This window comes from Shewanella sp. P1-14-1 (assembly GCF_001401775.1).
GTDB lineage: Bacteria > Pseudomonadota > Gammaproteobacteria > Enterobacterales > Shewanellaceae > Shewanella > Shewanella japonica.
In genome coordinates this window covers 258,715-272,593 of record NZ_LKTL01000003.1, presented here as the reverse complement: position 1 = coordinate 272,593, position 13,879 = coordinate 258,715, and the positions used below count along the sequence as shown (strand labels likewise).

Below are 13,879 nucleotides of genomic sequence, written 5' to 3'. Positions count from 1 at the left end.
GAAAGCCGAAGGTCTCTGGCCGCCACGCGGGTCGGTAGCGTGTCCGAAGGACATCGAATGAATAATTTCATTCGTTTAGCGAAAGCCGAGGCCTCTGGCTGCCACGCGGGTCGTTAGCGTGTCTTAAATACAGTATGTTTGAAGATAAATTGTTCGTCTTAACTTGGAGATTTATAAGGTGTTTCAAAAAGCTAAAAGTTTAGCCATTGCCGCAGTGAGCGCTGTAATACTATTCAGTTTACCTACACAAGCGGTGACTCCGTCTCCACAAATGATTGAGCAATTTAAATCATTACCCGCATCAGAACAGCAGCGACTTGCAAAACAATATGGTATAGATACTTCTGTATTAAATGGAAGTGCTGGCCAAAGCACTTCCATTTCTGCTCCGTCACAGGTTCCAAGCAGGGATGTTGCAAAGCCTACTAAAGAAAAAGACGTTGAGTTAGATTTTGAGCAGGATAGTAAAAAGACGGCTCTCGCTTTTTTTGGTTATGACATGTTTGCTGGCGAGCCAATGACTTTTTCTCCTGTGTCTGATGTTCCTGTTCCGAGTGATTATTTAGTCGGTCCTGGAGATACCGTTAATGTTCAACTCTACGGAAAAGATAACCGTGAATATACACTGACTATTGGGCGTGATGGGACGATCCAATTTCCTGAGTTAGGTCCTATATCAGTGGTCGGATTAACCTTTGTCGAATTACGCGAGTATTTAAGTGAGCGTATTAGCAAGCAAATGATTGGTATTGAATCTAACATTACCATGGGCGAGCTTCGTTCAATTCGTATCTTTATTGCTGGTGATGCATACAAACCTGGAGCATATACGGTATCAAGTTTGTCGACTATTACTCAGGCTTTGTTCGTTGCAGGCGGTGTCAATGAAATTGGTAGTTTAAGAAATATCCAAGTTAAGCGTAAAGGTAAACTGATTGCCTCATTTGACTTATATGACTTACTGTTAAATGGCGATGCATCAAAAGATATTAACCTTCGTTCTGGTGACGTGGTATTTATTCCTTCTGTTGGCGGTCGCGTAAGCGTTACCGGCGAGATAAGAAGACCTGCTGTATACGAAATTAAGTCAAATGAAACCATTAATGACGTTATCAAAATGGCTGCAGGGGTTAATCCTGGTGCATATCCTAGAAGAAGCAGTATTGAGCGTTATAACCAAAATGGATTAAAAACCATTGTTAATGTTGATTTAACGTCAGAAAAAGCAAAGCAAAAAAAAGCTAAACCGGGTGACTTTATAAGAGTTAAAAGTGCATCTACCCAGTATGAAGATGCAATTACTTTAGTTGGTGCTGTTGTAAGGCCTGGAAAGTATCAATGGTTCCAAGGACAAAAGGTTAATGATTTAATTCCAACCATTTGGGGAGATTTAGCGATCTCAGCAGATTTGAATTATGGACTTGTGATTCGTGAAGTGGATAAATTTGGCAGAATCGAAGTTCACCAGTTCTCCCCTGGTAAAGCAATTGCTCAACAAGATGTAACACAAAACATCACCTTAAATGCTAGAGATAAAGTGATTGTGTTCAACCATGATGATTCTTCAGTTAATCGATATGAATTAAATAAATTGGTATTGAATCGCGCAAAAAAAATCAAACAATTAAGTAGTGACTCCTTAATTGGATCTGATTTATTTAAAGCGGGCTTCAAATCAATGAATGTGAATAAGCAATCTTCAGTGTTAGGTAAAACTGACATTGGTGGTGTGGTTATGCCGGGAGCGGTTGCTGAATTAGACGAGGAAGAGAAGCTTGTTGGAGACGAAGTCTCAAAAATGTTATCGAATTTATTTGAAGACAGAGACCTTATTAAACTCAGCTCTTCATTAAGTCGTGAAGAGTTATTATTCCCAATAATTACCAAGTTATCTTTGCAAAGTGGTGTATCAGATAAAGTTAACGTTATTGCTGTTACTGGTAAGGTTAAACACTCTGGTATTTATCCATTAAGTGTTGGTGCAAGAGTCAGTGATTTAATTACTTCTGCAGGGGGGTTAGTTGAAGGTGCATATACGGCTCGTGCGGAATTAACCCGTACTGAAACGGATACTAGCATTTCTGATATACAGCATTTACATATTAATGTTGGCAACGCTATTAATGGAGTCGCTGAAGATAACTTAGCACTTGAAGGTAGAGATATGCTGGTTGTGCTAACAACACCTGAATGGCAAGAGCGTAAGTCTGTTGAAATTCGAGGTGAAGTAAGATTTCCCGGTGTGTACAACATTCGCCGTGGCGAAACATTAGCTGATGTAATGAAACGTGCCGGAGGCTTTACTGATTATGCATTCCCGCAAGCTTCAGTTTTTGTGCGTGAATCGGTTAGAAAGCAAGAACAGCTAGAAATAAAGAAGTTAGCTGATCAGCTCCGTCGTGATATTGCAACTCGTGGTGTTTCAAAAGATGGCACTGTCGTAAATTATTCAGAAGCGCAGTTGATGCTAACTGATCTTGAAAACATCCAAGCTCTGGGTCGTTTAGTGGTTGATTTAAATGCTATTCAAGTCGGTATTGAGCAAGCAGATTTACAATTAGAAGATAAAGATGTGCTTTATGTACCGACAGTAAAACAGATTGTCTCTGTCATGGGGGAAGTGCAGCATCCGGCAACACATAGATTTAAAGAAGGTCTGACATTAAATCAGTACTTAGCTATGTCAGGTGGTGCACGTGAGCGCGGAGATGACGATAGAACTTATATCATTAAAGCTGATGGTTCTGTTATGTTACCTGAACAAAACTTCTGGTTTAGTAAAACCGCTGCTATTTCAGCTGGCGATACCGTTATTGTTCCACTCGATACTGAATACAAAGATAATTTGACTTTATGGACTCAAGTCACTCAGATTATTTACAACACTGCTGTAGCAGTCGCGACAATATCTGGTTTATAAAGGCCGAATACTTTTGGAAATGTAAAACATATGCAGCCCAAATAAGGTCACTATTACTTTATTTGGGTTTTAACTTTTAATAAAAGTAAGTTGAGGGAAAGGTAATATAAGTAGAATCTACTTTTATTATTCAAACAAGATGACAAAACAGATTCCGCAGAATTATTCAGATGCAAATTTCGATGTTAATCAACAAAGTATCAATGAAGATGAAATTGATTTAAAAGAGCTTTTTAGCGTGATTTGGCAAGGCAAGTGGCTGATTATTGCTGTTACGACTTTATTTGCTATTGGTTCTGTTGTGTTCGCGTTGAGTCAACCAAATACCTATAAGTCTGAAGCGTTATTATCGCCTGCAGATACAGAGCAAGGTGGTGGATTATCAGCTCTTGCTGGACAATTTGGTGGCTTAGCCTCAATGGCAGGTATAAACCTTGGTGGCGGTGGCGGAGTTGATAAAACTCAAATGGCGATTGAGGTGGCTAAATCGCGAAAGTTTACCAGTGAGTTTATTCAAAAACATAAGATCATGCCTGATTTAATGGCTGCAGAAAAGTGGAATATGGAAGCGGATACACTTGTTTATGACGCAGAAATTTTTGATGTAGAAAATCAAAAGTGGGTAAGAGAAGTTAAAGCACCATTTAAACCTGAACCTTCAATGCAAGAGGCCTATAAAGAATTCAGTCAGCTACTTTCAATCAACACAGACAAAGAAACAGGGATGGTAAAAGTTTCTGTAGAGCATTTGTCTCCTAGCGTTGCCCAGCAATGGGTTAAGTGGTTAGTTGAAGATATCAATTTAGAAATGAAACAACGGGATGTTGCAGAAGCCCAACGAAGCACGGCTTTTTTAGAAAATCAAATCTCTCAAACTAACGTTGCAGATATCCGAACTATTTTATATCAGTTAATCGAAGAGCAAACAAAAACCATCATGTTTGCAGAAGTCCGTGAAGAGTACGTCTTCAAAACTATTGACCCAGCATTAGTACCTGAAGAAAAGGCTGGACCTAAACGAGCATTAATTTGCGTATTAGGCACTATGTTAGGTGGTATGTTAGCAGTGATGATTGTATTAATCAGGCATTTTGTTAGAAAAGAAGATTAAGCAAAGAAAAATATAAAAAGATATAAAAAAAGCCTATTGGGACTGTTTTAAGAAAAACAGTAAAACCGAGGCTTTATAGGAGATAGAGGCAATGTTGCTGTCTCAAAATGGATAAAAAGTGTCTCAGCTAACCTTTAAGAACTGAGACTTGGAATAGTATCAATTTATATATTTCAATATTAGATACTCTTATTTGATGTCAATGATTTATAGGATATAAATGATTAAGCTCAAAGATGGTATGTGGCAAGTTTTGTCTGTTACTATCTCACTTTTTGTGACTATTGCTCAGATATTTATTCTCAGTAAAAACCTAACTAGTATGGAACTTGGGATATTATCGCTGGCAACAATACCTATTTTGATTTCTAATATTATTTCTGACTTTGGTATTGGTAATTATATAGTTCACAAAAAAAACTTGGCTTTAGAGCAATTGTCTGCTCTTTTTGGCTTAACAGTTGTCTTGTCTGTTATTGCTATTGTGGTTTTAACTTTAATAGGCAGCTTTCTTTCTTACTTTTATAATCAAGATATTATTTTTTATATAACTTTAGTTTCGAGTGTCTCAATAGTCTTTTCTTGTTTGTCTGTAGTAAGTTATTCAATAGCTGTTTCAAATCATAATTTTGAGGTTGTCTCTAAATCTGAAATCATTAATAAAGTGATTTTAATAATCTCCATCGTTGTTCTGTTTAAGTTAGGTCTTGGAGTTTATTCATTGCCGATTGCTCAAGCAATCGCTTTTGCTTCTAAGATGATTTATTTATTTTCTTGGACTAAATCAATAGGTAAACTCCCCAAATATAAAAGTCTTTTTGATTTTAATTGTATATTAGGGGCTGTTCCATTTGGTTTGTCTCAAGTAGGAAGTCAAGTTGTAAATGTGATCGGACAGAAAACAGATGAGTTATTAATTGGGTATTTTATTGGTATAAATGAGTTAGGTGTTTATAGTGTAATTAAACAGATTCTTAACGCCTGTAATGGCCTTGTATCCGTTCCTATTAGAAAATTATTAATGCCAGTTTTTAGAGAGTTAGATTTTAATAATTATTCATTTTTGAAAGCATATAATTTCTATGTAAGTTTGATATTTTTAACTTTTTCTTTGGTATTCATATCTTCTGGTATTATTTCTACATTGCTACCAGTGCTCAACGGTTTTGATATAGAGCTTTCTGTTTTGGTCGTTGCTTGGTTCTTTAGACTATCGGCTGGGAATCTACAAACTGCATTACTTGTTTCTAAGGGAAAGCCTGAGGAGGAATTAAAATGGAATGTAGTCCAAACAATATTTATTTCGATAAGCTTAGTTGTAGCATTGTCGATTTTTGAGTTAAGAACATTGATTAGTGTGTCTATTTTAATTCTTTCTTTAAACTTGATGATGGTTAGTTATTCTGTGATTTTTTTCTCTGGTAAGTTTTTTTTGGGGATTAGGCGCTTTATTGCGCTATCGAATGTATTAGCTTTATTCTTATGGAGCTTAGTTTATTTTCTGGCGCCAAATTTCGTAGTTTTAACTATTGTTTTTATCGGAGTTCTAATGGTTTTATATACATACAAAAAATTATATGATTAACAAAACTATATATTTTTATTTTTTATCACTCTTTTTGGGTAACTCAATTGTTATACCATTGGTAGGCTCAATTATGAACCTATTAATGCCTATGACGCTTTTTTTTATAATCTATTCTTTTAAGAGGTTTATTAATAAAGAGCTTTTTATTTTAACCTTTATTTTTGTTAATGTTTTTATTCTTTCAGTTGTATATTCATTTTTTTACGGACTCAACTTTACATCTTCTACGTATTTTTTTCATATCATAGTTGTAATTTTATGTTTGAATTATTGCTGTAGCCTTAATATTAGTACAGAACTAATATTAAGTTTTCTTTTTCAAGTATCAATATTAATGTTTTTAATATGCTTGTATCAGTTTTTATTGGGTTTAGGTCTAGTAATTAGTTTGCCTTTTGTTACAACAAGAGAAGTATATGAAGGATTATATATTGTAATTGGGGGGGTAGGTAACCCAAATAATCAATCCACGCTGTCTATTTTGTTGGTGTTGCTAAGTTTATTTATTGTCCCGAGTAAAAAAAATGGGAGAAGCATTGAAACAAAATCTAATTTAAAAAAAATAGTGCTAATTTATTTTTCTAATCTTATTATTATTCTAATGACTTTGTCTCGAACTGTATTAGTATTATATTTACTGGTGACATTTTTATTCTATTTGCAACTAAATAGTAAGGGGCGGTTTTTAGTTTTATTGATTTTTTCATTATTTATGTTCTTAGGCTTTACTTATATGGCCTCTCTAGACTCTTCTTTTCTTAGTAGAATATTTGATAGGTTTATTTCTATTTTACTTTTTTTTGATGGGGCTGATGACTCTTCTGTAGGAGTTAGAAGTCAAGCTTATATATATGTACTTAATAATCTAGATTCATCGATTATGGGGTTTGGGCCAAATAATTTTGAAGATTTCTTTAAAAATGCTGAATTCTATGATTCTAATGTATATTTGTCAGAAAGTCCGCATTCATTTATTTTTGAGATGCTATTAACTTTTGGTATTTTTGGATATTTGTTCTTGACTGTATTATTCTCATTAATGATAAGGTCAATTTTTTTAGGTGACTATAAAATATTGTTGTTTTATTGTTGTTTTGCAATAGTTTCATTTGTCCCTTCTAGCATTATGAAAATGCCTTCAATATTTCTTTTATTATTTATTCCTCTTCTATATTCAAACGGTAAACAAGCATATGAAAATCGTAGTAAGTTGTTCTAGTCCTATTGATATAGGCTCTGGAATATTAACATATTGTAAAAATCTTACATTGGCACTTAAAGGACTTAGTCATGATGTCGTTTTTATTTCGCCAAAATCGAAAAGTAATAACTGGTTCCTGAATAACAATATCGAATTCTACGAGTACGATTCAGGATCGACTGAAGTGGAAATATTACTTGATTTAGATACCTTAATACAACAGCTACGACCTGATTTGGTCATTAATAATGATAATTGTTTTATTCAACAGTTAGCCCCGCGGATAACCTGTTATTTTATTGCTATAGGTCATTTAGCTAATTATACAATAGGATCCCTTTTAAAAATCAATTCAGAATATGTGGATAAGTACATTGCAATTTCTACTGATATGAAGTTAGATTTTGTCAAGAAATATAAGTTGAATTCTAATAAAATAAAAGTTGTATACAATGGCTTACATTCACCTGCTTTACAAGATCTTTCAAAAAAGTACCTTTCTGTTAGTAAAATAAAAGTTCTTATTGGTGCAGAGTTTTCTAAAAGGAAGGGGGCAGATAAGCTTATTAAGCTTCTGGGAAATAATTTTAACAATATTGAGTTCCATTGGACTGCTGGATATTTGCCTGCCAGTGTAAAAAATAAACTTAATCATCCCAGTGTACACCTTTATGATCGGCTAGCTAAAGATGAATTTAGTCAATTGTTATCTGAATCTCATATAATACTAATGCCTTCTAGAGAGGAGGGGTGCCCAATGCTTTTGTTAGAAGCACTATCAAATGGAATCGTTCCAATAGTATCTGATGGTATCGGTTCAATGAAAGAAATTATCAAGCATGGGAAAAATGGATATGTCTGTTCTTTAGATAAATGGGAAGATGAAGCTAAATCAATTTTATTAGAACCTTTTTTACTTGATGAGTTAAAAATAAAGTCTATAGCAGCCAAGAAATTATTTGATGATTCTTTTTCTAAAAGTGAGTTTGCAACTGAATTATTAGATTTTAAACCTACTAAAAATAAATGTACCAAGAATGAAATTGAAGTTTATAAGTGGCACAGGAATGGGCGAGTCAAGGGTAGGCTTTTTGTATCACTTTTGAATCTAATTCGTTATAGGCTAGGTTTTATCCAGAAAATTGGAAAGTTAAACTTTTTGAATGAGAGAGTATAAATGAAAAGAATATTATTACACTATCCATTTATCCCTAGTTATAGAATTCCAGTATTTAATGAAATGAATAGTAGTTCAGAATTTGAATTGTTAGTTTTGTCTGCAGCTAAGAGTAATGATGAAACTCTTTTATCGACAGAAAACGGTTGGGGTTTTAATCATATAAAAACGGAACTAAGAAGTATTAGTTTTTTTGGTAAGCAATTTGATTTTGAAACCGGCGTTATTAATGATTTATTTAAATATCGAAAAAAGTTTGAGTATTATGTAATTCTTTCAAACCCGAATATATTATCTTCTTGGTTATACTCTATGTCAGCAAAACTATTAGGCTATAAAGTCATATTTTGGGGGCATGGATTATTGAAGCCTGATCGTGGTTTGAAACGATTGCTAAGATCTCTTTACTATAAGATACCCGATATACATTGGTTATATGGTAATAATGGGAAAGATTTATTGATTGAAGCAGGTATTGAGAGTAATAGAATCAAAGTTATTTATAATTCTCTAGATTATGATGTTCAACGTTTAGTTCGAGATAAATATTTAAACGACCGTATTTCAATTAGAAATAACTTAGGGTTTTGTGAGAATGATTTTGTTATTGTTTCGATAGGTCGATTATTAGATAAGTTAAAAATCGCACAAATTATTAAGGCTATTTCCGTATCAAAAAGTGTAACAATTAAGTTGGTGGTGATTGGTGATGGGCCAGAAAAAAACAATTTAGTTAATTTATCTGAAAATCTTAATGTATTAGATTCGGTTTCATTTGTTGGTGCGCAGTATGATGAAAATGACATTGGCAAATATTTCGTCGCTGCAGATGCATCTGTTGTTATGGGGGTTGTTGGGTTAGCTGCTATGCATTCATTAGCTTATGGTATTCCAATGATTACTCATTCCACTATTGAAGATCATTGTCCTGAAATTGAAGCTGTAGTGCCCGGTGTTACAGGTGAGTTTTTTGAACAAAATAATATCGACTCTTTCTTAGATGCAGTTTATAAAGTCAATAAAAATAAAGGCAATTACAGAAACAATTGTATTCAAGAAATTGAAAAAAAATATACACCAGAGCAACAAGTTGCTTATATGTTGGAGTCAATAAAAAATGAGCTTTGATTTAAGGTTTGCACTTAGGCGTTTTAAATACTTGCTTACTAAATTGAAATACTCAAGGAATTTAACGATAAAGCTTGGGAAATTTGTATACGTTGGTAAAGAAGTCAATTTATCATCAAATATATCTATCGGTGATTGTTCTTATATAGGTCAATTTTCTTATATTGCACCTAATGTCCATATTGGTAATTTTGCTTTATTTTCTGATAATGTAAATATCATCGGACATGATCACAAATTTGATGTAGTAGGTACGCCGACCATCCTTTCTGGACTTCCTGTTGAAGTACCTACTTTTATTGGTGATGATGTATGGTTAGGCCATGCGGTAACCATTATGAGGGGCGTTGAAATTGGTAATGGATCAATCATCGCCTCAAATAGTGTTGTTACTAAAGATATTCCTCCTTATGAAATATGGGCAGGCGTTCCAGCAAAAAAAATAAATATACGTTTCACACCAGATCAAATCAAGAAGCATGAATCTTTTTTGAACGATTTTAAAAATGGATTGATTGAACTAAAACACGACCGAAACTTAGAAGGGATACGATGAATAATATAAGTGTTTTAATTTTAACATACAACGAAGGAAAGCATATCAAACGTTGTATCGAATCATTACTCCCAATTACTAATTTCATTTACATTATTGACTCCTTTTCGACGGACACAACGGTTGAAATAGCCGAATCTTTGGGTGCAAAAGTTTATCAGAACCCTTGGCCTGGTAATCACGCTAAGCAATTTCAATGGGGATTAGATAATTGCTCAATTGAAACTGAGTGGGTGATGAAAATGGATGCGGATGAATTTATTCTACCTGAGCTAGTTGATGAAATTAATTCGCAGCTAGCAGGTGTTAATACGGTAAATTCTGGTATTTACATTAAACGTCGCGTGAATTTTATGGGGCGCTGGATCAAACATGGCGGCTACTACCCGACTTGGTTACTTCGGATATGGCGCTATAAAGACGGTGTGATGGAACAACGTTGGATGGATGAACATATTAAGCTTACTTCTGGTAATACTATTCAGTTTGAAAACGACATAGTTGATGATAATAAAAATGATCTCACGTGGTGGACTACAAAACATAACAACTATTCAACTAAAGAAGCAGTCGATATATTGAATACCATTTATGGTTTTAAATCTTATGATGAGATTGAGCCAAACCTGTTTGGGACTCAAGAGCAACGTAAAAGAAAGCTGAAACATATCTACGCGCGCATGCCTCTTTTTTTTAGACCTTTCATCTATTTTATATGGCGTTATTTTATTAAATTGGGTTTCTTAGATGGCAAACAGGGTTTGATTTGGCATTTCTTGCAAGGTTTTTGGTACCGTTTTTTGGTTGATGCGAAAATCAATGAGATATATTCCAAAGCAGGTAAAAGTAAACAGGAGGTTAAAAAATTACTGAAAGATGATTATGGGGTTGAGTTTTGAGTCAGGTTAATCTAAAAAACTATAATAACGATTGGTTTAAACCTGGTAGTAAGATGAAAATCATACTGTGGACATTAACCAGTGCATTGTTTTTCCGTACATCATTACCTGTACCATCTGCAATCAAAGTGTTCATTCTTAAACTATTTGGGGCGCAGATAGGTGACGGTGTTGTCATTAAACCAAGTGTCACCATTAAACACCCTTGGAAGCTTAATGTAGGTAATGATACTTGGATCGGTGAAAATGTTTGGATTGACAATCTTGATGTCATTAATATCGGTGATAACTGTTGTTTATCTCAAGGCTGTTATTTACTTACGGGCAACCATGATTTCACTTCAACGACGTTTGATTTGATGGTTTCTGAAATTAATATAGCGAATGAAGCTTGGGTCGGTGCTAAATCGGTTGTTTGCCCCGGTGTTACGTTACAACGAGCTTCAATCCTTACCGTCGGCTCTATAGCGACAAAGAATTTGGAAGAGCTTGGTATTTACCAAGGGAATCCTGCAATAAAAATCAAAGAGAGAGTTATTTCATGAAAAAAGCACTAATAACGGGTGTCACTGGCCAAGATGGTTCTTACCTAGCTGAATTATTATTAGAAAAAGGTTATGAAGTTCATGGTATCAAACGACGTGCTTCTTCTTTAAATACTGAACGTGTTGATCATATCTACCAAGATAGTCATGAAGAAAATCCGCGTTTCTTTCTGCATTACGGTGATTTAACCGACTCGTCTAACCTGACTCGTATTATTAAAGATGTGCAGCCCGATGAAGTTTACAATCTAGGTGCGCAGTCTCATGTTGCTGTTTCTTTCGAATGTCCCGAATATACAGCAGACGTTGATGCAATGGGTACTTTGCGCTTACTAGAAGCTATTCGATTTTTAGGCTTAGAAAAGAAAACGAAATTTTATCAGGCATCTACTTCAGAGCTTTATGGTGAAGTGCAAGAGATCCCGCAAAAAGAAACAACACCATTTCACCCGCGTTCGCCTTATGCCGTTGCTAAAATGTATGCTTACTGGATAGTGGTTAACTACCGTGAATCTTACGGTATGTATGCCTGTAACGGTATTTTGTTCAATCACGAATCTCCACGTCGTGGTGAAACCTTTGTTACTCGTAAAATTACCCGTGCAATCGCTAATATTTCTCAAGGTTTAGAGCAATGCTTATATCTTGGTAACATGGATGCACTTCGTGATTGGGGACATGCTAAAGACTACGTACGTATGCAATGGATGATGCTGCAACAAGAAACTGCTGACGATTTTGTTATCGCAACAGGTAAACAAATTTCTGTTCGTGAATTTGTTTCATTATCTGCAAAAGAAGTAGGTATTGAACTTGAATTTAGCGGCGAAGGCATTGATGAAATTGCAACCATCACAGCTATTACTGGCGATAATGCACCAGCATTAAAAGTTGGTGATGTAATTGTGCGTGTTGATCCGCGTTACTTCCGCCCTGCAGAAGTTGAAACGTTATTGGGTGATCCTTCTAAAGCAAAAGAAAAACTAGGTTGGGTGCCACAAATCACAGTTGAAGAGATGTGTTCTGAAATGGTTCAGAATGATCTGAATAAAGCGAAACAGCATGCGCTACTTAAAGCACATGGGCATAATGTTGCAGTTTCAATCGAAAACCAAGGCTAAAGAATAATATTAACCACAGTGGACATCGTGAGTTCAGAGGAAAAGACTTAATTTTTGTTTTTACCTTTATTTCTAGGAATAAGATCCCTTTGTGTTCTTGGTGGTTGTTGTTTGGTTGTAAATAAAAGGTTTTAGAAATGAAAAGAGTTTTTGTTGCAGGGCATCGTGGAATGGTGGGGTCTGCGATTGTTCGCCAATTAGAAACGAAAGCGGATGTTGAGGTTGTTGTTCGTTGCCGTTCAGAGTTAGATTTAACTAATCAGCAAGCTGTTCGTGACTTTTTTGAAACAGAAAAAATTGATCAGGTTTACTTAGCCGCTGCAAAAGTAGGCGGGATTGTTGCGAACAATACTTACCCTGCTGATTTTATTTATGAAAACCTAATGATTCAGTGCAACATTATTCATGCAGCACATTTAGCGGGAGTACAACACCTTCTATTTTTAGGTTCATCTTGTATCTATCCAAAGTTTGCAGAGCAACCAATGCAAGAAAGTGCGTTGTTAACAGGCACATTAGAGCCCACTAATGAGCCCTATGCAGTAGCTAAGATTGCAGGTATTAAACTATGTGAATCATATAACCGTCAATACGGTAGAGATTACCGTAGTGTTATGCCTACTAACCTATATGGGCCCCATGATAACTTCCATCCTGAAAACTCACATGTTATTCCTGCATTGTTACGTCGTTTTCATGAGGCTACATTAAATGGCGATAGTGAAGTTGTTGCATGGGGTAGTGGTAAGCCTATGCGCGAATTTTTGCATGTAAGTGATATGGCCGCGGCTTCAATTCATGTAATGGAATTAGACAAAGTAAAGTATGACGAAAATACTGAGCCAATGCTAAGCCACATTAACGTCGGTACTGGCGTTGATTGTACTATTCGTGAGTTAGTTGAAACAGTTGCTAAGGTAACAGGCTTCGAAGGTGAAATTAAGTTTGATACCACTAAACCTGATGGTGCGCCACGTAAACTAATGAACGTAGATAGATTGGCTTCGCTTGGCTGGAAATACACTTACAGTCTTGAAGATGGTTTAGCAGATGCTTATCAATGGTTTTTAGATAATCAAGATAGCTTCCGAGGCTAATTTAAATGAACGATAAACATACTGTTTATCGTTCATATTTCTATCTTTAATTCTGGGGTTTACACTTGATGTTACCTATCAATACCTTCAAAACCATTATTAAACATACTCCTCTTATCTCTATTGATTTAGTTATTCAAAATAAATTTGGCGATGTACTCCTAGGTTTACGTAATAACCGGCCTGCTCAAGGTTTTTGGTTTGTCCCTGGTGGACGAATTCTAAAAGATGAATCGATGGCAGATGCATTCAAACGGTTAACTTTGAATGAATTAGGCGTTGTATTTGAACTAAGCGAAGCAGAACTTATTGGACCTTTTGAGCATTTTTATGATGATAATGTCACAGGTGAAAATTTCTCTACTCATTATATTGCTTTAGGCTACCGATTAATTGTTGGTGAACTACCTAACTTACCAAAAGAACAGCATTGTGATTATAAGTGGTTAAGTGTTGAAGAGCTTCTTTTAGACTCGACTGTACATAAGCATAGCCGTTGGTACTTCGATAAAACAGCAGATACAATTTAAAATTAT

At 35.1% G+C, this 13,879-nt stretch carries 12 protein-coding genes; all 12 read left to right on the top strand.

The features are described from left to right. Positions 1-178: 178 nt before the first annotated feature. Positions 179-2,920 (top strand): SLBB domain-containing protein, encoded by a 2,742-nt coding sequence (locus AN944_RS03380; protein ID WP_055023168.1) that lies wholly within the window; start codon positions 179-181, stop codon positions 2,918-2,920. Positions 2,921-3,059: 139 nt separating this feature from the next. Further along, on the top strand, positions 3,060-4,031 hold the full coding sequence (locus tag AN944_RS03375; RefSeq protein WP_055023167.1) for a Wzz/FepE/Etk N-terminal domain-containing protein: 972 nt from the start codon (positions 3,060-3,062) through the stop codon (positions 4,029-4,031). Positions 4,032-4,251: 220 nt separating this feature from the next. Continuing rightward, the gene (locus tag AN944_RS03370; protein ID WP_055023166.1) at positions 4,252-5,616 is read left to right on the top strand and encodes an oligosaccharide flippase family protein; all 1,365 of its coding nucleotides are present in this window, start codon (positions 4,252-4,254) and stop codon (positions 5,614-5,616) included. A gap of 337 nt (positions 5,617-5,953) precedes the next feature. After that, positions 5,954-6,838, top strand: coding sequence for an O-antigen ligase (locus AN944_RS03365; protein WP_160319073.1), 885 nt, complete (start codon positions 5,954-5,956; stop codon positions 6,836-6,838). Next, a complete protein-coding gene (locus tag AN944_RS03360; protein ID WP_055023164.1) occupies positions 6,813-7,997 on the top strand; it encodes a glycosyltransferase family 4 protein in 1,185 nt (394 codons plus the stop codon). The genes AN944_RS03365 and AN944_RS03360 overlap by 26 nt, the downstream gene beginning before the upstream one ends. Beyond that, positions 7,998-9,125, top strand: coding sequence for a glycosyltransferase (locus tag AN944_RS03355; protein ID WP_055023163.1), 1,128 nt, complete (start codon positions 7,998-8,000; stop codon positions 9,123-9,125). Next, a complete protein-coding gene (locus tag AN944_RS03350; protein WP_055023162.1) occupies positions 9,115-9,681 on the top strand; it encodes a CatB-related O-acetyltransferase in 567 nt (188 codons plus the stop codon). Before AN944_RS03355 ends, AN944_RS03350 begins: the two co-directional genes overlap by 11 nt. Then, the gene (locus AN944_RS03345; protein WP_055023161.1) at positions 9,678-10,580 is read left to right on the top strand and encodes a glycosyltransferase family 2 protein; all 903 of its coding nucleotides are present in this window, start codon (positions 9,678-9,680) and stop codon (positions 10,578-10,580) included. The genes AN944_RS03350 and AN944_RS03345 overlap by 4 nt, the downstream gene beginning before the upstream one ends. Next, entirely contained in the window at positions 10,577-11,125 is a 549-nt protein-coding gene (locus AN944_RS03340; protein WP_082419870.1) for a WcaF family extracellular polysaccharide biosynthesis acetyltransferase, read from the top strand. The genes AN944_RS03345 and AN944_RS03340 overlap by 4 nt, the downstream gene beginning before the upstream one ends. Continuing rightward, a complete protein-coding gene (gene gmd / locus AN944_RS03335) occupies positions 11,122-12,246 on the top strand; it encodes a GDP-mannose 4,6-dehydratase (protein ID WP_055023160.1) in 1,125 nt (374 codons plus the stop codon). The genes AN944_RS03340 and gmd overlap by 4 nt, the downstream gene beginning before the upstream one ends. A 137-nt stretch (positions 12,247-12,383) precedes the next feature. Continuing rightward, positions 12,384-13,343, top strand: coding sequence for a GDP-L-fucose synthase (locus tag AN944_RS03330; protein WP_055023159.1), 960 nt, complete (start codon positions 12,384-12,386; stop codon positions 13,341-13,343). 68 nt (positions 13,344-13,411) lie between these two features. Then, the gene (locus AN944_RS03325) at positions 13,412-13,873 is read left to right on the top strand and encodes a GDP-mannose mannosyl hydrolase (RefSeq protein WP_055023158.1); all 462 of its coding nucleotides are present in this window, start codon (positions 13,412-13,414) and stop codon (positions 13,871-13,873) included. Positions 13,874-13,879 lie beyond the last annotated feature (6 nt).